The following is a 20,843-nucleotide window of genomic DNA, read 5'->3' on the forward strand; positions in this document are numbered from 1 at the left end:
ACGCTCAGCCGGCTGCTGTTCCGGGCCGGCTCGCTGCGCCCAGCTGGCCGCCGTGCACGGCACGGCGCTGCCGCCGCTGCCCCATAACTGGGGCAGCTCTACAGGGCCGCAGCGATGCGTCTGCGGTCGGGCCAGGGCCGGGATGATCGGCGGATGCGCCCACAAAAAAGCGCCGGGATCGCCCCGGCCGGTGCTCCTGTCGGGAGGACGGAGCACCGGTCGCGGCGACCCCGACGGGTCCCGGTGTTAGGTCGTGCGAACGTCAATTGAAGATGCTGACACCACCCGGGCCGACCAACAGCCCGACAACGATGAGGACGATGCCCCACAGGATCTGCCGGCGGAACAGCGCGAGGATGCCGGCGACCACGAGTACGACTGCGAGAATCCAAAGAATCAGCTCCATGACCTCTGAATACCCGACTGCCCGATCGGGGAAACCTGGTCGGTGTCAAGTTGATCGCCCACGTGGAAGACGCTGTACGCCTGCTTGATCACCGGGTGCGCGACGTTGCGTACGCGTACCCCTCCGGGGGTCGTGCCGCGCTCGGTGCCGGCGTGCGCGTGCCCGTGCAGGGCCAGCGCCGTGGGCGCCGAGTCGATCGCCTGCCCCAACTGGTAGGACCCGAGGAACGGGTAGATCTCCAACGGTTCGCCGGCCAGCGTGTCCGGCACCGGCGCGTAGTGGGTGAGGGCGACGAGCATGTCGCAGTCCAGCGAGCGCAGCGCCGCGCCGAGGCGGTCCGCGCTGTCGGTGGTGGTCCGCACGAATGCCTTCATCTCCGGCTCGCCGAAGTCGCTCGCACACCGCCCGGCGAACCCGCCGCCGAAGCCCTTGACCCCGGCGATGCCGAGCCGGCCGCCCGCGCAGTCCAACACCACGCCGTTGCCCTCCAGCACGGTGATGCCCGCGTCCTCGAGCACCTTGACCACCTGGGGCACCTGGTCACACTGGTGGTCGTGGTTGCCCAGCACTGTCACGACCGGCACGGCCAACCCACCGAACTCCTCCGCCACGCAGCGCGCCTCGGCCTCGGTGCCGTGCCGGGTCAGGTCCCCGGCCAGCAGCAGCACGTCGGCGCACTCCGGCAACTCTTCCAACGCCGGTCGGAAGCGTCCGACCACGTCCTCGTCCAGATGCACGTCACCCACCGCGGCGATCCGGATCACCATGGAACCTCCCTCAGGGCAGTTGCTCGATCTCCGTGGGCGCCTGGGCGCGGATCACCCCGATGTCGCTGGCGATCGGTACGTCAGGAAAGCGCTCGGACACCCGGCGCAGGATCTCGGCACGCCGGTGCGGACTCTCCACCTCGCCGTAGAGCACGAGGGTGCGTTCCCGTCGGACCACGGTGATCCCCTGTTCGGCGACGGCGGGGTCCTCGGCGAGCAGCCGCTGGATCTCCGCTTCGACGTACTCGTCCGGTGGCCCGGCACCGATGTCGCGATCGTGGGTCACGATGTCCCCTCTCCTGGCTGGGTGGCGGCAACCGGCACCACCTCCAGCCGGTCCAGCAGCACCAGGAACGCCTCGGCGTACGGCGAGTGCTGCGTCTCCTTGCGTACCCTCTCCCAGTCGATCTGCTCCCGCAGCGACCGGGCCAGCGGCAGGCCGCGGGCGAAGTCGCAGTAGTGCTGGGAGAAGCTCAGCAGCTTGTGCACCATCAGCTGGGTGGCGGACAGCACCGGCATGTGGATCGCGTCCACCGGCCGGATGACAGTGTCGGCGAACGTCTCCTCGGTCACCGGTGTCTCGATCGGCCGGTGGATGAGATCCACCATCCGGCCGTCGTCGAAGACCTTGACCAGCCAGTCCTCCGGTGGTCGCTGCGCGACGAAGCCGGCGGCCACCAGGGCCTCCAAGGCCTGTTCCACGTCGGCCTCCCGGATCAGGAAGTCGACGTCGTGCTCGCTGGAGTGGCCCCCGTGGGCGTAGACGGCGAAGCTGCCGCCCAGGGCGAACGGGATCTCGGACTGCTTGAGCACGGCGGCGACCTTCTTGAGGGTGTGCACCAGACTCTCGTCCCCGCGCTCAGCCATCTGGATCTCCCGTCGTCGTGTTGGTGGACCGGCGGTTGGGTTTCAGAGTTCGGTACCCGGCATTCCGGTCGGCCACACCTGCTTGGGACGCGGTCGGGTGGCAACAGGGATGAAGCATCACAAACCTCGCGGACTCGATGCGCCGGTCGGATAATCTGTGGAGGGTGGCCAGATCATCGGGGATGCGACGCGGCAGGGGCCGGTTGCGCACCGTCGCCCTCATCGGCATCGACGGCTCGGGCAAGACCACTCAGGCGCACCGGCTGGCCGACGCGCTGACGGCCGCCGGGCGCCCCGCCACCTACCGCCGCAACGCCAGCGGGCGCCGTTGGCTCGGCCGGCTCGCCCACCGGCTCGGGCGGCCGGACGCGCAGCGGCTCGTCGGGCGCGACGGCGTGCTGGCGGTGGAGTCCGTGCTGCGCTGGCTCGCCATCGCCGTAGCCCTGCTCACCTGCCTGCTCACCGGCCGGACGGCGGTGATGGACCGCTACTCGGCCTGCCAGTACGCGAGCATCCGCGCACATGGCGGGCACCGCTGGGAGCGGCTGGCCCGAGCCGGCTACCGACTGTTCCCGACCCCGCAGGTGACCTTCCTGCTCGCTGTCGACCCGGCGGAGGCGTACCGGCGCATCGAGGAGCGCGGCACCGACCACGAGACGATGGGCTGGCTGACCGCGGCGGACACCGCCTACCGGGCCCTGCCCGAGTACCCGAGCTTCGTACTGGTGGACGCGGGCCGTCCGGCCGAGGAGGTGACCGAGCAGATCCAGGCGCACCTGGGGACCTGGCTGCCGGCGTCCCCCGGGGCGGCGGAGGAGGGTGATGGTGACTCGTTGGTGACTCAGGCCCGCCCGTAGACCGGCACTGTGGCGCCGCTGGTCGGCGCGGACTCGGCCGACGCGAGGAACCGGATCACCGACGCGATCTCGGCAGGGGCCACCCAGCGGGAGTGGTCGGCGTCGGGCTGGGCGGCCCGATTCGCCTGAGTGTCGATGACGCTGGGCAGCACGGTGTTGCAGCGCACGTTGCGGGACCGGTACTCCACCGCCACCACGTTGGCGAGGGCCAGCACCGCCGCCTTGGCCGTCACGTACCCGGCGGCGCCGGGGAACGGGGCGACCGCCGCCCGGGCCGCCACGCAGACCACCGCGCCGCCGCCAGCGGCCACCAGGTGGGGCAACGCGGCCTGGGTGACCAGGTAGGTGGGCCGCAGGTTGACGGTGAGCATCCGCTCGAAATCCGCAACCGGCGTCTCGTGCACCAGGCCGCCACTGGCGTACCCGCCGACCAGGTTGACCACCGCCCGCAGCGGCGCGGCCGGCGCACCGGCAGCGGCCTCGACCGCCCGCGCGGCCCCCGCCGGATCGGTCAGGTCCGCGACCAGCTGGAGCAGCTCGTCCGCCGCCGGGCCCGCTCCGGGCCGGGCGGTCCGCTCCGGTACGACCACCCGCCAACCCGCCTCGACGAACGCGGTCACCACCGCCCCGCCGAGCCCGCCGCTGCCTCCGGTGACCAACACGCTGCGCTCCGCCATGCGCCTCACGCTAGCCCCCACCCCGGACGTCGCCCTGCGCGCTCCGCCGTCCGTCGCTCTGCCAACAGCAGACCGGCTGGCCGAACCACCCGGCGACAGCGCAGGATCACCGGATGCGAATCCTCGTTCTCGGTGGCACCCGGTTCCTCGGCCGGGCGGTGGCTCGCCTCGCCGTCGCACAGGGGCACGACGTGACCTGCGCGGCCCGGGGCAGGTCCGGAGCCGTGCCGACCGGGGTCCGGTTCGTGTCGGTGGACCGGGACGATCCCGAGGCGCTGGCGCCGCTCGCCGACGACAGTTTCGACGCCGTGGTCGACGTGACCCGCCAGATCAGTCACGCCCGCTACGCGCTCGCCGCGCTTGCCGAGCGGGTCGGCCACTGGTCCTTCGTGTCGACGATCTCGGTGTACGCGGACAACACCACCCCGGGTCAGACCGCGGCGGACGCGCCGGTGCTGGCGCCCGCCCCACCAGAGGTGGACGGTCCGGTCGGTCCGGACCACCGCTGGTACGGGGAGTGCAAGGTGAGCATCGAGCGGTTGGTCCGGGAGCGGATGGGTGTCGACCGCTCGTTCATCTGCCGGGCGGGGCTGATCGTCGGCGCGGAGGACCCCAGCGACCGCTTTCCGTACTGGGTGCGGCGGCTGTCGACCGGTGGAGAGGTGCTCGCACCCGGCCGGCCGACCGACCGTGTGCAGTTCGTGGACGTGGCCGATCTGGCGGGCTGGCTGTTGCACGCCGCCGGCACCGGCCTCGCCGGCACCTACGACGGCACCGGGCCGGCGATGTCCCGGGCCGACCTGCTGCACGGGGTGGCCGCCGGGCTGGGTGTCGCCGATCCGGTCCTCATCTGGGTGGACCAGGAGTTCCTGCTGGCTCACGACGTCCGCGAGTGGTCGGGGGAGCGGGCCCTGCCGCTCTGGGTGCGGCTGCCGGAGTCCGGTGGCCTGATGGACCGGGACGCGCGACCGGCTCTGGGTGCCGGGCTGGCGGTCCGTCCACTCTCCGACACTGTTCGGGCGACCGCGGCCTGGATGACAGCCGAGCCGGCCGCCGTCCGGCAGGGGGGACTGGACCCGGCGGATGAGGCGGCGATACTGCGGGAGTGGCAGGCTGTGCGGGACCGGTGATCCGGCCGCCGGTCGTTTCCCTCGTCCCGGCCCGTCATAGTTGACGCTCACGCCAGGTGAAAGTAAGTTTCATCCGTGGCGAAGAGTCCGAAGATTTCTGCGAGTCAGGAGCCCGGTGGGCTCATCGTCCACATCAGCGGGCTGCTGCCGTCGCTGTCGCCCGCCGAGCAGCGGGTTGCCCGGCTGGTCGTCTCCGACCCGGCCGCCGCGGCCCGGCGGACCATCACCGACCTCGCCACCGCGGCGGAGACATCGGAGGCGACAGTCATCCGGTTCTGCCGCTCGGTCGGCATGGACGGGTACCCCCAGCTGCGGATCCGGCTCGCCGCCGAGGCGGCCCGCCGGATCGAGCCACCGGACGCCCGGGTGGTCGGCGGCGACATTCCGCCCGGTGCCGACCTCGCCCAGATCATCGCCACCATCGCGTTCAACGACGCACGCGCGGTCGAGGAGACTGCCGAGCAGCTCGACCCCGCCGTCTGCGAGCAGGTGGTCGAGGCGATCAACAGCGCCGGTCGGATCGACATCTACGGTGCCGGTGCCAGTGGGTTCGTCGCATCTGACTTCCAGCAGAAGCTGCACCGCATCGGCCGGATCGCCTTCTACTTCCCGGACGTGCACACCGCGCTGACCTCGGCCGCCCTCCTCGGCCGGAGCGACGTGGCGATCGGCATCTCGCACAGCGGCACGACCTCCGACGTGATCGAGGTGCTGGAGCAGGCCCGGACACGAGGTGCCGTCACCGTGGCGCTCACCAACTTCCCGCGCTCGCCGATCACCGACGTGGCGGACTTCGTGTTGACCACGGCGGCCCGGGAGACCACCTACCGCTCCGGCGCGACGGCCAGCCGGCTGGCCCAGCTCACAGTGGTCGACTGCCTCTTCGTCGGGGTGGCGGCCCGCAACCGGGCTCGGGCCCGCAAGGCCCTGGAGTCGACCGCCGAGGCGGTCCAGTCGCACCGGGTGGGTGCCAACCGGAGGCGGCCGTGACGGCCGGTGCGGTGGAGCCGGACGAGGACCTGCCAGCACCGCCCGCCCGCCCGACAGTCCGGGTGGGCGCACCCACCGAACGACGCAACCCGCTGAGCGTCGACCTCGACCTGATGTCGACCCGGGACGTCCTCACCGTGATCAACGAGGCCGACCGGCGGGTGCCGGCGGCGGTCGCCGCGGTGCTCGACGAGATCGCCACCACCGTCGACCTGGCAGTCGAGGCGCTGCGCGGCGGCCACCGGGTGCACTACTTCGGGGCCGGCACCTCCGGTCGGCTCGGCGTCCTCGACGCGGCCGAGCTCGCCCCCACCTTCAACTCGCCCCGGCACTGGTTCTGCGCCCACCTCGCCGGCGGTCCGGACGCCATGTGGCGGGCCGTGGAGGACGCCGAGGACGACGACCGGGGCGGCGCGGTCGAGGCGGCCAGTTGTGTGCGCACCGGTGACCTGGTGGTGGGTCTGGCGGCGAGCGGACGCACCCCGTACGTGCTCGGGGCGCTCGCCGCGGCCCGCGCCAAGGGCGCCTCGACGGTGCTGCTCTGCGCCAATCCGGAGGCGGAGGCCGCCCGGTCGGTGGACGTGTTCATCGGGGTGGACACCGGACCCGAGGTGGTCACCGGGTCGACCCGGATGAAGGCGGGCACGGCGCAGAAGTTGGTGCTCAACACGTTCTCGACCGCCGTCATGGTGCGACTGGGGCGGGTCTACTCGAACCTCATGATCGATATGGTGGCCACCAACGCGAAGCTCCGCGGACGAATGATCTCGATTCTGGTCGAGGCCACCGGCTGCTCGGAGGAAGTTTCCCGGCAGGCGCTCGTCGAGGCCGACGGCGACCTGAAGACGGCGCTCGTCTCCCTGGTCTCCGGTGCCGAGGTGGACGCCGCCAGGGCCGCGCTGGCCCGCTCCGCCGACCAGGTACGCGGGGCCCTCGCCCTGCTCGCCCCCTAGGCGCACGCGCCCCGGGAAGCGAACGGGGCTTCGGATTGTTCATCTGGCCGGGGGGTAATACATCCCCGAGGATGAACCGACCGGTCCTTCGGCGCGTATCTGGCAGTGACCAGGATCGCAGCGCGGTGGTGACCCGGGTCGCTGTGCCCCCACGGCGGGCGGTGTTGCCATGAGGCGGTAACCCGTGCGTGGTGCCCAGCGGCGAGCCATCCGACGGGATGCTGACAGCAAACGTGGACCGTGCTCTCAGCTACTACTCAGGCATTCGTGACACTTTCGACTCACCACACGGAATCCCCGACACGTCTCATCTGTTGTGTAGGTGTCAGCACCGATTGGCACAGCAGAAGTTACCAGGGGTTGACGGACGTGGGGTATGGCAAGGAACCGGGCAACCGGCGCGAGCGAGGGGACCGTGGGCAACGTGGACAAGAACATCGGCATGCGAACCGATCAGGTCGCCGAGGAGCGCGATCTGGTCGGCGTCTACCTGCACGAGATCTCCCGGACGCCACTGCTGGACGCCGCTCGGGAGGTGGAGCTCTCCAAGGCTATCGAGGCCGGCCTCTACGCCGAGCACCTGCTCGGTGAGGAAGCCGTCCCCGCCGGTGTGGACCGGGCCGACCTGGAGTGGCTGGTCGTCGAGGGAGAGCGGGCGAAGGACCTCTTCATCCGCGCCAACCTGCGACTCGTCGTGTCGATCGCCCGCCGCTACGTGCGTTCGGGAATGCCCATGCTGGACCTGATCCAGGAGGGCAACACCGGCCTGGTCCGGGCGGTCGAGAAGTTCGACTACGAGCGCGGCTACAAGTTCTCCACCTACGCCACCTGGTGGATCCGTCAGGCGATCAGCCGGGCGATCGCCCAGCAGGAGCGCACCGTGCGTCTGCCGGTGCACCTCGTGGAGGACGTCAACCGGATGCGCAACGTGGCGCGTCAGCTGACCCGTGAGCTGGGCGCGGACCCGGAGCCGGAGCAGATCGCGGCATCCCTCGGCGTCACCGTCGAGCGGGTGAACGAGCTGCGTCGCTGGTCGCAGGACACCGTCTCGCTGGACACTCCGGTCGGCGACGACGGCGACACCAGTCTCGGCGATCTGGTCGCCGACAGTGACGCCCCGTCGCCGGAGGACATCGTCCTCAGCGGCCTGGAGCGGCAGCGCATCGAGGGGCTGCTCAACCACCTCGACGACCGGTCCGCCGGCATCATGCGGGCCCGCTACGGGCTGGAGGACGGCCGGGAGCACTCGCTCACCGAGGTCGCGTCCCGGTTCTCGCTGTCCCGCGAGCGGATCCGGCAGCTGGAGATCCAAGCCCTCGGCCGGCTGCGTGAGCTGGCCCGGGCGGAGGGGCTGCAAGCAGCCTGACCTGGTAGTAATGACGGCGAACGGCCGGCGTCCGATAGGGGGACGCCGGCCGTTCGCCGTTGCCGGGCTCCGCTAGCGGACCCGGCCGTAACCCTGGATGGACATCATGTTCATGCCCCGTCTGAGCACGTTCCGGCCGGCGCTTGGCGCGTCGATCACCTGGCCATCGCCCACGTATAGGGCGACGTGCCCGAGCCCGCTGTAGAAGACCAGGTCACCAGGGCGTAGGTCGCCCCGCCCGATGTGTGCGACGGCACCCCACTGCATCCGGGTGTTGTGCGGCAGGGACTTCCCGGCCGCCCGCCAGGCCGCCGAGGTCAGCCCGGAACAGTCGTAACCGTTCGGCCCGTCGGCTGCCCAGACGTACGGCTTGCCCACCGCGCCGAACGCGTAGCGCACCGCGGCGCCGGCGTCACCGGCCACCGCTGGCACGTTCTTGGCCTCGGCCACCGCGGCCTTCGGCTCGGGACGCTCGGTGGCCGCCCCGTACGCCTGCCGACGCAGCTCGTACAGCTCGGCCAGGTCCTGTTCGATCTGCTTCTTGCCCGCCGCGAGCTGGCGGGCCCGCGCGGCCTGCCGGGTCAGGGTGGCGTCCAGGCTGGCCTTCTCGTCCAGCAGCCGCCGCTGGTCGGCGCTGAAGCCGGAGATGCGCTCCTGCCGCTGGCGGGTCAGCTGGTCGAGCGTGCCCAGCCGGTCCAGCAGCGCCGCGGAGCCGCCGGGACGCAGCAGGGCGTCCGCGGTCCGCAGGCCGCCGCTCTTGTACGCGGTGGAGGCAAGCTCCGCCACGTCGGCCCGGCTCTGCTCGACCTGCTGTTCCAGCGGGCCGATGCGGGTCTGTAATCGGGCCACCGAGGCTTCGTTGGTCTTGATCTCCTCACGCAGTTTGTTGTACGACTCCACGACCCGTTCCAACTCGGCCGAGGACGTCTCGATCCGGCGGGTCAGGTCGGCGGGGGACGGCTCGGCGTGCGCCACCGCCGTCGGGGCGATCAGCGCGGCCGACATGCCGGCCAGCGCCACGGTACGCAGCAGGTTTCTCAGGGATGACAAGAGCGGAAGGCCCCTCTCCCACAGCCGCCGGGGCTGCTGACGCCCTCGGCGACACCGGCCGGGGCCATCCGGGCGGACGGCACTGGGCCGGACCGGCACACCCAACCTAACCCGGGACGGATGTCGCTCGCAGTTGAAGCAGGGGCGAAAGTTGGGCGAGTGGCGGCTCGTGTCTCTGGGCTGGGTGGCGCTGCTGACACCTGCTGCGACGGGGCAAAGACCAGTTTATGGGCTAGTGACGGATATACGACTTTCGTCGTTCCGGGCGTATACCGCTGGATCGCTGGCCTCCATAACCGATAAAAACCGAAATGGATGCTGTTTCCTGGCGATGTCCCTCGCGGGGGTGAGCTGTCGAGAACCGGTAACTGCCCAGGTCGGCTGGCGGTGCACCAACACAATGGGGGCTGGCGCCGGGAATCCCGTCGGCAGACAGCGGTAGCTGTCACCGCCGGTCACCTCGGCCAACCGTCCCCGCGGGAGGAACCGTGAATCGTGAAGGCGCAAGTGTGCGACCGCCGCGAACGGTGCCCGGTGCCCGGTCGACTCTGCTGTACGCGCGGCCCGGCATCATCGTGACCGCCGACCGGTTCACTGTCGGCCGCACCAGTTACCGGGTTGCCGACCTGACCCATCTGCGTACCACCCGGGGCCCGCACGACCGGATCGCCGTCCGGGCCGTCATCATCACCGCCAGCATGCTCGGCGGCGTCGGGCTGCTGCTCGGCTTCACCGGCGGGCTGCACCGCCTGACCGCCGGGGCGTACCTCATCCTCGGTGCCGTGTTCCTGCTGCCGGCCGCGCTGGCCCTGGTCGGCGATCGCTGGCGCCCACCGCCCCACGAGCTGTGGGGGTGGTACGGGGGAGCGGAGGTGCAGTTGTTCAGCGCCGACGACGAGCGGCAGTTCGGCCAGGTCACCCGGGCGCTGTTGCGGGCCCGGGAAGTGAACCGGTACGGCGGCTGGGTCGACCCGGTCGCCTCCGCCGAGCCGTGGCGGCCCAGCCGCTGAGCCGACGAAGGGTGGGCCCACGCCGAGCGGGCGTCGGCCCACCGGCCGCTCAGCGGGCGACCGGCTCCGGGGCCCGGGTCTCCTGCGGCGCGGCCACCCAGGCGCTGACCCGGCGCTCGGCGTAGAACGAGACGAACGGCACGGTGCCGGCCAACATCACCAGCAGCATCCGCTTCAGCGGCCAGTCGGCCCGACGGCTCAGGTCGAACGCGGCCACCAGATAGATCATGTAGAGGAACCCGTGCGCGGGCCCCACCGTCTCCACCACCACCGCGTTGTCGAACACGTACTTCAACGGCATGCCGATCACGACAAGCAGGATCAGCACAACGCCCACGATCCAGGCGATCGCGCGGTACCGGGTAAGGGCAGCGCCCACCTTCGTCCGTCCTTCCGAGCCCGGCTCAGCCGGGATAGTCACCGGGTCGGGCGCCCGGATTGGCGCTCAACCATGACAGGTAGTGGTTGTAGGCGGCCAGGTCCGTGTCCTCGACGGCATCACCGCCAGACGCTACCCGGGACACCCGCACCGGTCGGCGTACCGCCGGTCGGGATCCCGCGATGACCGCCGGCGCGGGCTGCGCATCCGGCTCCGCCGGCGGCAGGTCGGCGTCGGCCGCCCGGCGCCGGGCCAGCTTCACCTCACGCCACCAGACGTAGGCCACGAAGCCAGCGAAGATCGGCCACTCGACCGCGTACCCCCAGCTCAGGCTGTTGCCGCCGGTGGCCCGGCTGATCTGCCACCAGCCCAGCCCGAGGAAGCCCACGACCAGCACGACCATGGCCACGTGACGTGCGATCCACGCCGGGGTCCAGAGCCGCCTCATGGCATCGAGAGTACCGGGGGCGCCGCCGGTCTCCGACGCGGTGTCGTAGTTGTCGCGCGGCCGGGATGGTTTGGCGTCACCACGCCTGGGCAATCGTCTAGACGCCAGCCCAAACGAGATCAAGGGGGGCGATGATGACCGGATCGGTACGTGAGGACGGCTTTGCGTCCAGCGGCGGCACGGACATGAGCCCGGAGCAGCGGGTGCCCGAGTGGGGTGGCGACCACCTCGCCGACCCGGCGGGCGCCACGGATCTCGACGGCGACGTGCTCGGCATCGACCCGACGGAGTTGACCGACGAGGATCTGATCCGCGAGATGCACAGCCTGCACCGCACCCGCCTGGACACCCTGCGGCACGCGGCGGACTCCGCGCTCGCCAACCACCTGCGGCGCACCGCGGAGCTCGAGACCGAATACCTGGCGCGTCACCCGGGCCGGGAGGTCGACCCTCACCGTCTGCGGGACTCCTGATGCCGGCGCGTGCCGTGCGCGGGATGTCCGCGCCACCCGAGGTGGTCTTCAACACGGCCACCGACCCCAACCGGGCCTCGGCCTGGCTGCCGGAACCGCTGCGTGGCGACGGCAGCCCCGCCGCGGAGATCAGCGGTGCGGAGCTGCGGGCCCGGTGGGGTGGCGACACCGACTGGTCCGCCGAGATCCGGGTGGAGTCGGCCGATGCCGGCGGCGCCCGGATCCAGCTTGATCTGGCCGACGGGTCGGACGGGTCGGGCCCGGACCAGTTGGCCGACGAGGCGCTCACCAACCTGGCCCGCGAGGTCGCCGACAACCTCCAGGCCGGCTGAGACCGCCGCTCTCACACCACCACGAGATGTAAGGAGACCGGGTGAGCGACACTGGCCTGCGACACAAGGCGGAGCGGCTGCGCCGGGCGTACGCGCCGCACGAACATCGGCCGCTCGGCGGCTATCTGGTGGCGATGGGCGCTTACGCCGGGGTGACCGGGGCGCTCGCCGGTCTGGTCAAGGCGACCGGTCGACCGGTGCCGGAGCGTCCCGCCCCATCCGACGTGGTGTTGCTCTCCATTGCCACGCACAAGCTGAGCCGGCTGCTGTCCAAGGACGCGGTGACCAGCCCCCTGCGGGCGCCGTTCACCCGCTATGACCGTCCGATCGGCAGCGGTGAGGTGATGGAGCAGGTCCGCGACTCGGGCAGCCCCACCCGGCACGCCATCGGCGAGTTGCTGAGCTGCCCGTTCTGCCTGGCGGTCTGGGTGGCCACCGGGTTGACCGGTGGCCTGGTGCTCGCACCCCGACTGACCCGGCTGGTGGCCACCGCGCTGACGGCGGTCGCCGCGTCCGACTTCCTCCAGATGGCGTACGCGACGGCACAGCAGGCTGCCGAGGGCGGGCACCACGACGACTGACCGAGTGGACGCGAAAGGGGGGCCGGCAGACGCCGGCCCCCCTTGTCGTACCTCAGCGCTGCATACCGGACCAGCCGTGCGGCGACTCCGGTTCCCGTTCGTCCTCGTCCGCCCCGGTGACGATGTCCCGGTCGACGGCGGTGCGGTCGTGTTCGTTGGCGAAGTCCGGCTCGGGCGTGGTGTCCCGGCCCTTCGGCGGTTGACCCAGCGCCGGCACCTTCTCGTCGTGGTCCTCGTGGTGCGTCATGTCGGTGTCCCTTCTGCGGTCGCTCAGGCAACGGCCGTTCTGCGGTCGGTCAGGCGACGGAGCCACCCAGCAGGTCGCTTGCCTCGTCCACCGCGTACTCACCCTCGGGAAGCGCGTCGATGCGGGCGAGCAGGTCCGGCGGGAGTTCGGCGGCCACCGCCCGCCGATAGATCTCTGCCTGGGTGACCCGCTCCTGCGCCCGGTAGATGTCGTCGAGCAGGTCGTCGAGGGCCGGGGTGTCCGGCTCGCCGGTCACGGGTGCGTCGTCGGTCACGTCGATCAGCTACCCCGGGCGGAATCGGTCAAACGTCACGCCAGTGGGCCGACGCGCGCCTCCGGTCGATGGCCCTCTGTCCTGCCTTTGCTCTGCACCCGCCCGTGCGCCGGTTACGGACCGTAGGCGTCGCGTGGGCGGGTGCAGAGCAAAGGGAGGTGGGTGGGGGTGGGGCGGGCGGCTGATGCTGCTCGGCTCAGCCCGTCGCGGGCGGGCCGGGCCGGGTCGGGCCAGGCCCAGGTCGGGGCGGGGTTCGGGAGGCACAGACAGCGCCGCCCCCGGCCTTGTGGGCCGGGGGCGGCGCTGGTGTCGGTGTGCAGGTCGCCTCTCGGCGAGTGGCACTACGCGGCTCCAGCCGGACGGTATTCCGCGAAGGCTATTTAGGTGAGGCCCGGGGACACTGGACACACCGACACCCCAGTCAACGAGCCGACCCCCGCCCATGTTCCGCGCACCGCGGTGTCGGCGGTCACACCGCCGCCGGCAGGGTGGCCCGCCGGGCCTGCACCGCGGAGGCCAGGTGGTCGAGCACCTCGACGGTGTCGTCCCAGCCGAGGCACGCGTCGGTGACCGACCGGCCGTACTCCAGCTTCCGGGTCGGGTCGAGATCCTGCCGGCCGGGCAGCAGGAACGACTCCAACATCACGCCGGTGATCCCGCGTTGGCCGGTGGCCAGCTGGGCGGCCACGTCGGCGGCGACCCGCGGCTGGTTGCGGTGATCCTTGCCGCTGTTGGCGTGACTGGCGTCGATCACCAGCCGCTCCGGCAACCCGGCCGCGCGGAGCAGGTCGAGCGCTCCGGCAACCGAATCCGCGTCGTAGTTGGGCCGGCCGCCCCCACCGCGCAACACCAGATGACCGTCGGTGTTGCCCCGGGTGTGCATGATCGCCGGGGTGCCGGAGAAGTCGATGCCGGGGAAGACGTGCGGCACCCCGGCGGCGCGGATCGCGTCCACGGCGGTGCCGATGCTGCCGTCCGGGCGGTTCTTCATGCCGATCGGCATGGACAGACCCGAGGCGAGCTGGCGGTGCACCTGACTCTCCACGGTACGGGCACCGATCGCGCCCCAGGCCACCGTGTCCGCGATGTACTGCGGCGTGATCGGGTCGAGGAACTCGCAACCCACCGGCAGACCGACGCGCAGGACGTCGAGCAGCAGCGCCCGGGCCAGCCGCAGGCCGGTGTTGACGTCACCGCTGCCGTCCAGGCCCGGGTCGTTGATCAGGCCCTTCCAGCCGACGGTGGAGCGTGGCTTCTCGAAGTAGACCCGCATGACGATCAGCAGGTCGTCGGCCAGCCGGTCGGCCGCCGTACGCAGACGCCGCGCGTAGTCGAGGGCGGCGGCCGGGTCATGCACCGAGCAGGGGCCGACCACCACCAGCAGGCGGTCGTCCTCGCGATCCAGCACGCGACCAACCGCGCGACGGCCGGTCAGCACGGCCGCCGCGAGCGAGGCGTCCAGGGGTAACTCGTGGTGCAGCAGGGCGGGCGTGGTCAGCGGCACGACGCGGTCGATCCGCTGGTCGCTTACCCGATCGGTCTCCGGGGTCGTCACGGTGGGCATCCTTCCGCCGACCGTGCCCGGGGCCGGTGCCCGGGACGAGCCGGCTGCTCGTACGCAAAAGGGCAGGAACGACAGCTCCTGCCCAGCCGGCTCGGTCCGCGGTGACGTCAGTTCATGGTGAAGTCACCGGCGTGGGAGCCGGCTGCCTAAACCATCGATAGGAACGTGTCACGGGGGCTAGCGTACCCGACCCGGCCGGAACCTCCGGCCCGTCGTCCCAAGATGCGGGGCGGAGACCGCGTGCCAGGGGCGGGGTCGGGGTAACAGGGGTGCCATGACTGACGAGCAGAGCGATCAGGAGCGGGTGGAGTCCCGCGCCCACCACCTCCTGCCCGAGGAGGCCGCCGTGGGCAGCGACGACCCGGAGGCGCAGGCCGAGGCCATCCTCGCCGAATCGGACATCCGGGAGGCGGACAACGTGGCGCCCGACACCGTGCTGGAACGTCGTACCTCGGATCAGACAGTGGTCGCTGTCGAACCGCCGGACTGAGCGGTGGCCCCACGTGCCCGGCGGGATCCCCGGTAGGTGTGCTCCCGCAGCCAGGCCAGCGGACCCGCCGCCCGCAGTTCGGGTGGCAGGTTCCGCACCGGGTCGAACGCGAGCGCGGCGTCCTCCTCGGCGCTGAGCGGGGCACCGATCCCGACCTGCCCCACCGGCCGCCACGGTCCGACGGCGGACGCGACCGCGAGCACCAGGCGCGGCGTGTCCGTCCGGGTCGCGGCGGCCACCGTGCTCAGGGTGCGCCCGAGGCAGACGGAGTCGGGGTCGGCCAGCGTGGCCAGCCAGAGGCGGCGCGGGCCCACCCGGTAACCCACGATCGTGCTGTACGTCCCGGTGAAGCAGCGTCGGGGCAGCGGCAGGTTCCGCAGCAGCGGGGCCGCGCCGCTGGAGCTGACCAGCAGGTCGAACGGTCGACCGGTGTCACGGTGCAGGCGCAGCGCGACGCCCAGCACGTCCGGCCAACCGCTGGGCGTGGGAGTTCCCTTGGAGAGCCGGACGGTGGCCCGATACCGGCCGGGGTGGTCCAGCAGGCCGACCCCGGTAGGTGGTCCGGGCGTACCCCAGATCACCACCTCGCCGGCGAACGAGCGACCGGCCGGATGCAGCAGCCGGCCGTGGCGCAGCCGGCCGAGCGCGGCGCTGGCACGTTCGGCGGCGGCGGCGGCGACGGCGGACCGGGACGGGCGCGGGGTGACGGTCATTGCCCTCCGGTACCCCGAGCGGCGGCCTCGATGCCCGGGATCGGCTCGCCGACCGACCACACGTCACCTTTCCGCCTGCGAGATCGGATAGCGTCGGGGCATGCCCGACAGCGGTTACCCCTGGCCCATCGAGACGTCCCGACTGGACAACGGCCTACGCGTGGTGGTGAGTGAGGACCGCACCGCGCCCGCCGTGGCCGTCAACCTCTGGTACGACGTCGGCTCCCGGCACGAGCCGACCGGGCAGACCGGGTTCGCCCACCTCTTCGAGCATCTGATGTTCGAGGGCTCGGTGAACGTGGCGAAGACCGAGCACATGAAGCTGATCCAGGGCTCCGGCGGCTCGCTCAACGCCACCACCAACCCGGACCGGACCAACTACTTCGAGACGGTCCCGGCCGAGCACCTGGAGTTGGCGCTCTGGTTGGAGGCCGACCGGATGGGCGGCCTGGTCCCCGCCCTCACCCAGGAGACGCTGGACAACCAACGGGACGTGGTCAAGAACGAGCGCCGGCAGCGCTACGAGAACGTCCCGTACGGGGACGCCTGGCTGCGTCTGCTGCCGCTGCTCTACCCCCCGGGGCACCCGTACCATCACGCGACGATCGGCTCGATGGCCGACCTGAACGCCGCCGACCTCGCCACCTTCCAGGCGTTCCACCAGACCTACTACGCGCCAAACAACGCGGTGCTCACAGTGGTCGGCGACACCACCGCGTCCGACGTGTTCGCGCTCGCCGACAAGTACTTCGGCGCGCTACCGGCACGCGACGACATCCCGGCCGCCCCGGACGGGCGCGACGTCCCGGCCACCGGGCAGACGGCAGTCGAGTCGGTCAGCGCCGACGTACCGGCGCCAAGGGTGTACGTCGCCCACCGCACCTACCCGTTCGGCAGCCCGGAATACCACGTGGTCACCGTGCTCGCCACCGTCCTCGGCAGTGGGCGGGGCAGCCGGCTCTACCAGCGACTCGCCGACGGTGAACGGCTCGCCCAACCGGACCTGGTCGGGGCGTACGGGGTGGACCTCGCGCACGCCCCGGCGCCACTGATCGCCACCGCCACCGCCCGGCCCGGAGTGAGCGCCGAGCGACTGGCCGAAGGGCTGGCCGAGGTCGTCGACGAGTTGGTCACCGTGCCGGTCACCGCCGCCGAGCTGGATCGGGCCAAGGCGATGCTCAGCACCGGGTGGTGGCGTCAGTTGTCCACGGTGGATGGTCGCGCGGACCTGCTCGGCCGGTACGCCACGCAGTTCGGTGACCCGGCCCGCGTCGCCGACCAGTTGCCGGGCCTGCTCGCGGTCACCGCCGAGCAGATCGCCGCGGCCGCCGCCGAGGTGCTCGCCACCGACCGGGTGCTGCTGACCTACCTGCCCGAGGAGACCTCATGACGCTGATCGCCGACCGCCCCGGCCCGGGCGCCGCCCGCCCGTACCGGTTCCCGCCGGTGGTTCGCCGCACCGTGGCCGGTGGTCAGGTCGTCGCCGCGCATCTGCCCGGGCAGAACCTCGCCGTGGCCCTGCTGCTGCTCGACGTGGGCGCGGGCCAGGAGCCGGTCGGCAAGGAGGGCCTGTCCGGCGTGCTGGCCAAGGCGTTGGAGGAGGGGACCGCGCAGCGGGACGCCGCCGCGTACGCGCTCGCCGTCGAGGGGTTGGGCACCGCGTTGTCGACCGGGCTGGACTGGGACTCGTTCCAGGCCAGCGTGGTGATCCCGGTGGACCGGCTCAGCGCCGCTGTGGAGTTGCTCGCCGAAGCGGTCCGGACGCCCAGGCTCGACCCCGCCGACGTACGCCGGGTCCGGGACGACGAGGCGACCGCGCTGCGGATGGACTGGGCCAACCCGGGCCCTCGCGCCGACGCCGCGTTGCGCGGTGACCTGTTCGGCGCCCAGAACCGCTGGGGCCGGCCGATGTACGGTGACCCGGATTCGGTCGCCGGACTGGACGTGGAGGACGTGACGGTCTTCCACTCCGAGTGGTTCCTGCGTCCCGGCACCCTGATCGTCGCCGGCGACCTGGACCGGATCGACCTGGACGCGCTGGCCGCCGCGGCGTTCGCCGGCACCGGTGGCGGCCCGGCCGAGCGGGGTGGTCCGATCGAGGTGCCGCTGCACGCCGGACGGCGGATCATCCTGGTGGACCGGCCCGGTTCGGTGCAGTCCACGCTGCGGCTGGGCCACCCGTCGCCGCACCGGGCGCACCCCGACCACGTGCCGATGACGCTCGCCGGCACAGTCCTCGGCGGGGCGTTCACCTCCCGCCTCAACCACCTGCTGCGCGAGGTGCACGGCTACACCTACGGCGTCCGGGGTGACTTCGCCTCGTCCCGCCGTTTCGGTCGGTTCGGGGTCAGCTCCGGGGTGCAGACCGCGGTCACCGTGCCGGCCCTGGTCGAGGCGGTGGGTGAGATCAGCCGTACCCGGGCCGGTGGGGTGACCGAGGACGAGCTGGCGGTGGCCCGGTCCTGGCGGGCCGGGCAACTCTCGGTCGAGTTGCAGAGCCCTCGCGCGATCGCGTCCGCGTTGACCACGCTGGTGGTGCACGACCTGCCGGACGACTACCACGCTCGGCTGCGTGAGTCGCTGCTCGCCGCGGACGTGGACCAGGTCTCCGCGGCGGCGGCCACCCACCTGCACCCGGACGCGCTGACCCTGGTCATCGAAGGCGACGCCGCCGTCATCCGCGACGACCTGACCGCGGCGGCCCTCGGCGACCTGCTCCCCTGACCCCCACCCCTTGACCACCTCGGTGATCAAGGGGTTCGCGTCATCCGAAGCATGGTTCCTGACGCAAACCTCTTGATCAACCGCATTGGGTGGGCGCGGGGGTGGGGCGGGTGTGATGTGCGGCCGGGGGGTGGGAAAGGGCTCCCGCGTTCGGGGGTGGGCTGGGTAGCCTCGCGGGCATGAGGATCGGCATTGTGGGGGCCACCGGCCAGGTCGGTGGCGTGATGCGGCAGGTGCTGGCGGAGCGGGAGTTCCCGGCGGAGCAGGTGCGGTTGTTCGCCTCGGCGCGGTCCGCCGGGCGCGCGCTGCCGTGGCGCGACGGTGAGGTGACAGTCGAGGACGCCGCGACCGCGGACTACTCCGGGCTGGACATCGTGCTCTTCTCGGCCGGAAAGGGCACCGCCCGCGAGTTGGCCCCCCGGGTCGCCGAGGCCGGCGCCGTGGTGATCGACAATTCCTCCGCGTTCCGGATGGACCCGCAGGTGCCGCTCGTGGTCGCCGAGGTCAATCCGCACGCGGCCCTCGACCGCCCGAAGGGCATCATCGCCAACCCCAACTGCACCACGATGGCCGCGATGCCGGTGCTGCGCCCGCTGCACGCCGAGGCGGGCCTGGTTGGCCTGGTCGTCTCCACCTACCAGGCGGTCTCGGGTGCCGGGCTGGCCGGCGTCGCCGAGCTGGACGAGCAGGTCCGCAAGGTCGCCGAGCACGCCGCCGGGCTGGCCTTCGACGGGTCGGCAGTGGAGTTCCCCGCGCCGCGCTCGTTCGCCGAGCCGATCGCCTTCAACGTCCTCCCGCTGGCCGGTTCGATCGTCGACGACGGCTCGTTCGAGACCGACGAGGAACAGAAGCTGCGCAACGAGAGCCGCAAGATCCTGGAGATCCCTGACCTGCTGGTCTCCGGGACCTGCGTCCGGGTGCCGGTCTTCACCGGCCACTCGCTGCAGATCAACGCCCGGTTCGCCCGGCCGCTCACCCCGCAGCGTGCCCACGAGTTGCTGGCCGACGCGCCCGGGGTGGCGCTGACCGACGTGCCGACGCCGTTGCAGGCCGCCGGGCAGGACCCGACCTACGTCGGCCGGATCCGCGCCGACGAGACCGCGCAGTACGGGCTGGCCCTGTTCTGCTCCAACGACAACCTGCGCAAGGGTGCCGCGCTCAACGCGGTGCAGCTCGCCGAGCTGGTCGCCGCCGAGCGTCGCTGACCGTCGCGGTCGCCCCGAGCCCTCGCCGACGACCGGCGGGGGCTCGGTCGCGTCCGAGCGACGCGGCGGTCGGGCGGGCTCGGTTGCGTCCGGGCGATGCGGCGGTCGGTCGGGCGGGGGCTCGGTCGCGTCCGAGCGACGCGGCGGTCGGGCGGGCGTGCTTGGATGGGACGAAACCGAACCTGGAGGAGGAAACCGTGCCGGATGACCGCACCCAGCAGGCGTTGACCGACCTGATCTCCGGCCGTTCGATGGGGGTGCTGGCGACGATCAAACGGGACGGACGGCCACAGCTGTCCACAGTGGTCTACTCCTTCGACCGGGACGCCGGCCTGATCCGGGTCTCGGTCACCGGCGGCCGGGCCAAGACCGCGAACCTGCGCCGGGACCCGCGCGCCAGCTTCCACGTCAGCAGCGAGGACGGCTGGGCGTACGCGGTGGTCGAGGGCCGCGCCGAGCTGACCGCGCCAGCCGTCGAGCCCGGCGACGAGACGGTGGAGGAGCTGGTGGCGCTCTACCGGTCGCTCCGTGGCGAGCACCCGGACTGGGACGAGTACCGCCGGGCCATGGTCGACGAGGGGCGGCTGGTGTTGCGGCTGCACGTGGAGCGGGTCTACGGGATGCCGCCCCGGAGCTGACGCGCTCGTCGTGTCGTCACTCGCCGACCAGCAGCGGCCGGTACGAATTGCGGCGCCTGCGGCACCCCCACGGATAGCCACCGGCGGTCTGCGTTACCCCCTCCCGGGCGGCGGGTAGACGGGCCGTGCCGACACCGAGAGGGGAGCACCATGACAACGGTCGGAGAGTTCATGACGACCCGGTTGGTGACGATGGACGGCAACGAGACACTCATCGCAGCCGCGCAGGAGATGCGCGACAGTGCGATTGGTGACGTGGTGGTGACCGACGGCGACAGCGTGGTCGGCATCGTCACGGACCGGGACATCACGGTGCGTGGTGTAGCGGAGAACATGGATCCGGGCTCGACCCAACTGAGCCAGATCACCACCCGCGATGTGATCACCGTGAGTCAGTACGACGACGTGGTGGCCGCCGCGGACCTGATGCGCACGTACGCCGTACGCCGGCTTCCGGTGATCGACGACGGGCGCCTGGTAGGCCTGATCTCGATGGGTGACCTCGCGGTCGAGCGCGAACCGCAGTCGGTGCTCGCGGACATCAGCGCCGACGACCCGAACAACTGACCGTCCGCCGCGAACACGCCGGCCCTCCCCCCGCGGGAGGGCCGGCGCTGCGCTGCCCTCCCCTCCACTCCCTCCCCCCGCCGCCAGCTCGGTGATCAAGAGGTTCGCGTCACGACACGCCGCAAGCGGTGACGC

At 71.9% G+C, this 20,843-nt stretch carries 27 protein-coding genes; 15 read left to right on the forward strand and 12 right to left on the reverse strand.

Annotation, left to right across the window (positions count from 1 at the left end; translation table 11 throughout):
• Window positions 1–262: 262 nt before the first annotated feature.
• From ABZU25_RS09860 to ABZU25_RS09875, 4 genes are read right to left on the reverse strand one after another with little or no spacing between them, the layout of a single operon-like run.
• The gene (locus tag ABZU25_RS09860) at window positions 263–406 is read right to left on the reverse strand and encodes a GPGG-motif small membrane protein (RefSeq protein ID WP_007464364.1); all 144 of its coding nucleotides are present in this window, start codon (window positions 404–406) and stop codon (window positions 263–265) included.
• Window positions 397–1,173, reverse strand: a complete 777-nt coding sequence (locus ABZU25_RS09865; RefSeq protein WP_355028941.1) for a metallophosphoesterase — start codon at window positions 1,171–1,173, stop codon at window positions 397–399. Before ABZU25_RS09865 ends, ABZU25_RS09860 begins: the two co-directional genes overlap by 10 nt.
• 10 nt (window positions 1,174–1,183) lie before the next feature.
• Complete coding sequence (locus ABZU25_RS09870; protein ID WP_355028942.1) at window positions 1,184–1,459, reverse strand: hypothetical protein; 276 nt, start codon at window positions 1,457–1,459, stop codon at window positions 1,184–1,186.
• Window positions 1,456–2,040 carry a nucleotidyltransferase gene (locus ABZU25_RS09875; protein ID WP_355028943.1) on the reverse strand — a complete coding sequence of 195 codons (585 nt, stop codon included), beginning with the start codon at window positions 2,038–2,040 and terminating at the stop codon, window positions 1,456–1,458. The genes ABZU25_RS09870 and ABZU25_RS09875 overlap by 4 nt, the downstream gene beginning before the upstream one ends.
• A gap of 182 nt (window positions 2,041–2,222) precedes the next feature.
• Between ABZU25_RS09875 and ABZU25_RS09880 the strand changes: the two genes are divergently transcribed.
• Window positions 2,223–2,897 carry a thymidylate kinase gene (locus ABZU25_RS09880; RefSeq protein WP_355029035.1) on the forward strand — a complete coding sequence of 225 codons (675 nt, stop codon included), beginning with the start codon at window positions 2,223–2,225 and terminating at the stop codon, window positions 2,895–2,897.
• Here ABZU25_RS09880 and ABZU25_RS09885 read toward each other — a convergent pair.
• A complete protein-coding gene (locus tag ABZU25_RS09885) occupies window positions 2,882–3,574 on the reverse strand; it encodes an SDR family NAD(P)-dependent oxidoreductase (protein WP_355028944.1) in 693 nt (230 codons plus the stop codon). The two genes, ABZU25_RS09880 and ABZU25_RS09885, sit on opposite strands and share 16 nt — an antisense overlap.
• 113 nt (window positions 3,575–3,687) lie before the next feature.
• Between ABZU25_RS09885 and ABZU25_RS09890 the strand changes: the two genes are divergently transcribed.
• The 4 genes from ABZU25_RS09890 (at window position 3,688) to ABZU25_RS09905 (ending at window position 8,013) form a co-directional block, all read left to right on the forward strand.
• Entirely contained in the window at window positions 3,688–4,704 is a 1,017-nt protein-coding gene (locus tag ABZU25_RS09890; RefSeq protein ID WP_355028945.1) for an NAD-dependent epimerase/dehydratase family protein, read from the forward strand.
• Between the two features lie 75 nt (window positions 4,705–4,779).
• The gene (locus ABZU25_RS09895; protein ID WP_355028946.1) at window positions 4,780–5,694 is read left to right on the forward strand and encodes a MurR/RpiR family transcriptional regulator; all 915 of its coding nucleotides are present in this window, start codon (window positions 4,780–4,782) and stop codon (window positions 5,692–5,694) included.
• Window positions 5,691–6,647 (forward strand): N-acetylmuramic acid 6-phosphate etherase, encoded by a 957-nt coding sequence (gene murQ, locus ABZU25_RS09900; protein WP_355028947.1) that lies wholly within the window; start codon window positions 5,691–5,693, stop codon window positions 6,645–6,647. Before ABZU25_RS09895 ends, murQ begins: the two co-directional genes overlap by 4 nt.
• 376 nt (window positions 6,648–7,023) lie before the next feature.
• A complete protein-coding gene (locus ABZU25_RS09905; RefSeq protein WP_355028948.1) occupies window positions 7,024–8,013 on the forward strand; it encodes a sigma-70 family RNA polymerase sigma factor in 990 nt (329 codons plus the stop codon).
• A gap of 72 nt (window positions 8,014–8,085) precedes the next feature.
• On the opposite strand, the gene ABZU25_RS09910 is transcribed toward ABZU25_RS09905, so the two are convergent.
• Window positions 8,086–9,063: an NlpC/P60 family protein gene (locus ABZU25_RS09910; RefSeq protein WP_355028949.1), complete on the reverse strand. Its 978-nt coding sequence runs from the start codon at window positions 9,061–9,063 to the stop codon at window positions 8,086–8,088.
• Window positions 9,064–9,572: 509 nt separating this feature from the next.
• On the opposite strand from ABZU25_RS09910, the gene ABZU25_RS09915 reads away from it, so the two are divergent.
• A complete protein-coding gene (locus tag ABZU25_RS09915; RefSeq protein WP_355028950.1) occupies window positions 9,573–10,073 on the forward strand; it encodes a DUF6232 family protein in 501 nt (166 codons plus the stop codon).
• 49 nt (window positions 10,074–10,122) lie between these two features.
• Here the strand turns inward: ABZU25_RS09915 and ABZU25_RS09920 are convergent, their stop codons facing one another.
• Together ABZU25_RS09920 and ABZU25_RS09925 are read right to left on the reverse strand one after the other, a co-directional pair.
• On the reverse strand, window positions 10,123–10,452 hold the full coding sequence (locus ABZU25_RS09920; RefSeq protein WP_355028951.1) for a DUF3817 domain-containing protein: 330 nt from the start codon (window positions 10,450–10,452) through the stop codon (window positions 10,123–10,125).
• Window positions 10,453–10,477: 25 nt separating this feature from the next.
• Window positions 10,478–10,900, reverse strand: coding sequence for a hypothetical protein (locus ABZU25_RS09925; RefSeq protein WP_355028952.1), 423 nt, complete (start codon window positions 10,898–10,900; stop codon window positions 10,478–10,480).
• A 131-nt stretch (window positions 10,901–11,031) separates the two neighbouring features.
• On the opposite strand from ABZU25_RS09925, the gene ABZU25_RS09930 reads away from it, so the two are divergent.
• Genes ABZU25_RS09930 through ABZU25_RS09940 form a run of 3 tightly spaced genes read left to right on the forward strand, consistent with a single transcriptional unit; the run spans window position 11,032 to window position 12,286 of the window.
• Window positions 11,032–11,373 carry a DUF6158 family protein gene (locus tag ABZU25_RS09930; RefSeq protein WP_355028953.1) on the forward strand — a complete coding sequence of 114 codons (342 nt, stop codon included), beginning with the start codon at window positions 11,032–11,034 and terminating at the stop codon, window positions 11,371–11,373.
• Entirely contained in the window at window positions 11,373–11,705 is a 333-nt protein-coding gene (locus ABZU25_RS09935; protein ID WP_355028954.1) for a hypothetical protein, read from the forward strand. Before ABZU25_RS09930 ends, ABZU25_RS09935 begins: the two co-directional genes overlap by 1 nt.
• Before the next feature lie 41 nt (window positions 11,706–11,746).
• Entirely contained in the window at window positions 11,747–12,286 is a 540-nt protein-coding gene (locus ABZU25_RS09940; RefSeq protein WP_355028955.1) for a DUF1360 domain-containing protein, read from the forward strand.
• A gap of 52 nt (window positions 12,287–12,338) precedes the next feature.
• Here ABZU25_RS09940 and ABZU25_RS09945 read toward each other — a convergent pair whose 3' ends face one another.
• From ABZU25_RS09945 to ABZU25_RS09955, 3 genes are all read right to left on the reverse strand, one after another.
• Window positions 12,339–12,533 carry a hypothetical protein gene (locus ABZU25_RS09945; protein WP_355028956.1) on the reverse strand — a complete coding sequence of 65 codons (195 nt, stop codon included), beginning with the start codon at window positions 12,531–12,533 and terminating at the stop codon, window positions 12,339–12,341.
• A gap of 49 nt (window positions 12,534–12,582) precedes the next feature.
• Window positions 12,583–12,816: a hypothetical protein gene (locus ABZU25_RS09950; protein WP_355029036.1), complete on the reverse strand. Its 234-nt coding sequence runs from the start codon at window positions 12,814–12,816 to the stop codon at window positions 12,583–12,585.
• Window positions 12,817–13,276: 460 nt separating this feature from the next.
• Entirely contained in the window at window positions 13,277–14,371 is a 1,095-nt protein-coding gene (locus tag ABZU25_RS09955) for a 3-deoxy-7-phosphoheptulonate synthase (protein WP_355028957.1), read from the reverse strand.
• Window positions 14,372–14,645: 274 nt separating this feature from the next.
• Between ABZU25_RS09955 and ABZU25_RS09960 the strand changes: the two genes are divergently transcribed.
• Entirely contained in the window at window positions 14,646–14,861 is a 216-nt protein-coding gene (locus ABZU25_RS09960) for a hypothetical protein (RefSeq protein WP_355028958.1), read from the forward strand.
• Here the strand turns inward: ABZU25_RS09960 and ABZU25_RS09965 are convergent.
• Window positions 14,828–15,574, reverse strand: a complete 747-nt coding sequence (locus ABZU25_RS09965) for a phosphodiesterase (RefSeq protein ID WP_355028959.1) — start codon at window positions 15,572–15,574, stop codon at window positions 14,828–14,830. The two genes, ABZU25_RS09960 and ABZU25_RS09965, sit on opposite strands and share 34 nt — an antisense overlap.
• Before the next feature lie 100 nt (window positions 15,575–15,674).
• On the opposite strand from ABZU25_RS09965, the gene ABZU25_RS09970 reads away from it, so the two are divergent.
• From ABZU25_RS09970 to ABZU25_RS09990, 5 genes are all read left to right on the forward strand, one after another.
• Window positions 15,675–16,964: a pitrilysin family protein gene (locus ABZU25_RS09970; RefSeq protein WP_355028960.1), complete on the forward strand. Its 1,290-nt coding sequence runs from the start codon at window positions 15,675–15,677 to the stop codon at window positions 16,962–16,964.
• Complete coding sequence (locus ABZU25_RS09975) at window positions 16,961–18,298, forward strand: pitrilysin family protein (protein ID WP_355028961.1); 1,338 nt, start codon at window positions 16,961–16,963, stop codon at window positions 18,296–18,298. The genes ABZU25_RS09970 and ABZU25_RS09975 overlap by 4 nt, the downstream gene beginning before the upstream one ends.
• Before the next feature lie 179 nt (window positions 18,299–18,477).
• Window positions 18,478–19,503 carry an aspartate-semialdehyde dehydrogenase gene (locus ABZU25_RS09980; RefSeq protein WP_355028962.1) on the forward strand — a complete coding sequence of 342 codons (1,026 nt, stop codon included), beginning with the start codon at window positions 18,478–18,480 and terminating at the stop codon, window positions 19,501–19,503.
• 197 nt (window positions 19,504–19,700) lie between these two features.
• Window positions 19,701–20,141, forward strand: coding sequence for a PPOX class F420-dependent oxidoreductase (locus ABZU25_RS09985; protein ID WP_355028963.1), 441 nt, complete (start codon window positions 19,701–19,703; stop codon window positions 20,139–20,141).
• Window positions 20,142–20,291: 150 nt separating this feature from the next.
• Window positions 20,292–20,708, forward strand: a complete 417-nt coding sequence (locus ABZU25_RS09990) for a CBS domain-containing protein (RefSeq protein WP_355028964.1) — start codon at window positions 20,292–20,294, stop codon at window positions 20,706–20,708.
• Window positions 20,709–20,843 lie beyond the last annotated feature (135 nt).

This window comes from Micromonospora sp. NPDC005215, assembly GCF_040607915.1.
Classification (GTDB): domain Bacteria; phylum Actinomycetota; class Actinomycetes; order Mycobacteriales; family Micromonosporaceae; genus Micromonospora.

Bases quoted from the DNA above. Each gene is read 5' to 3' on its own strand.
- ABZU25_RS09990 (WP_355028964.1), top strand. From the start codon at position 20,292: ATGACAACGGTCGGAGAGTTCATGACGACCCGGTTGGTGACGATGGAC.
- ABZU25_RS09930 (WP_355028953.1), top strand. From the start codon at position 11,032: ATGATGACCGGATCGGTACGTGAGGACGGCTTTGCGTCCAGCGGCGGC.
- ABZU25_RS09975 (WP_355028961.1), top strand. From the start codon at position 16,961: ATGACGCTGATCGCCGACCGCCCCGGCCCGGGCGCCGCCCGCCCGTAC.
- ABZU25_RS09905 (WP_355028948.1), top strand. From the start codon at position 7,024: ATGGCAAGGAACCGGGCAACCGGCGCGAGCGAGGGGACCGTGGGCAAC.
- ABZU25_RS09865 (WP_355028941.1), bottom strand. From the start codon at position 1,173: ATGGTGATCCGGATCGCCGCGGTGGGTGACGTGCATCTGGACGAGGAC.
- ABZU25_RS09945 (WP_355028956.1), bottom strand. From the start codon at position 12,533: ATGACGCACCACGAGGACCACGACGAGAAGGTGCCGGCGCTGGGTCAA.
- ABZU25_RS09890 (WP_355028945.1), top strand. From the start codon at position 3,688: ATGCGAATCCTCGTTCTCGGTGGCACCCGGTTCCTCGGCCGGGCGGTG.
- ABZU25_RS09925 (WP_355028952.1), bottom strand. From the start codon at position 10,900: ATGAGGCGGCTCTGGACCCCGGCGTGGATCGCACGTCACGTGGCCATG.
- ABZU25_RS09955 (WP_355028957.1), bottom strand. From the start codon at position 14,371: ATGCCCACCGTGACGACCCCGGAGACCGATCGGGTAAGCGACCAGCGG.
- ABZU25_RS09880 (WP_355029035.1), top strand. From the start codon at position 2,223: ATGCGACGCGGCAGGGGCCGGTTGCGCACCGTCGCCCTCATCGGCATC.
- ABZU25_RS09970 (WP_355028960.1), top strand. From the start codon at position 15,675: ATGCCCGACAGCGGTTACCCCTGGCCCATCGAGACGTCCCGACTGGAC.
- ABZU25_RS09965 (WP_355028959.1), bottom strand. From the start codon at position 15,574: ATGACCGTCACCCCGCGCCCGTCCCGGTCCGCCGTCGCCGCCGCCGCC.
- ABZU25_RS09980 (WP_355028962.1), top strand. From the start codon at position 18,478: ATGAGGATCGGCATTGTGGGGGCCACCGGCCAGGTCGGTGGCGTGATG.
- ABZU25_RS09860 (WP_007464364.1), bottom strand. From the start codon at position 406: ATGGAGCTGATTCTTTGGATTCTCGCAGTCGTACTCGTGGTCGCCGGC.
- ABZU25_RS09960 (WP_355028958.1), top strand. From the start codon at position 14,646: ATGACTGACGAGCAGAGCGATCAGGAGCGGGTGGAGTCCCGCGCCCAC.
- ABZU25_RS09935 (WP_355028954.1), top strand. From the start codon at position 11,373: ATGCCGGCGCGTGCCGTGCGCGGGATGTCCGCGCCACCCGAGGTGGTC.
- ABZU25_RS09885 (WP_355028944.1), bottom strand. From the start codon at position 3,574: ATGGCGGAGCGCAGCGTGTTGGTCACCGGAGGCAGCGGCGGGCTCGGC.
- ABZU25_RS09875 (WP_355028943.1), bottom strand. From the start codon at position 2,040: ATGGCTGAGCGCGGGGACGAGAGTCTGGTGCACACCCTCAAGAAGGTC.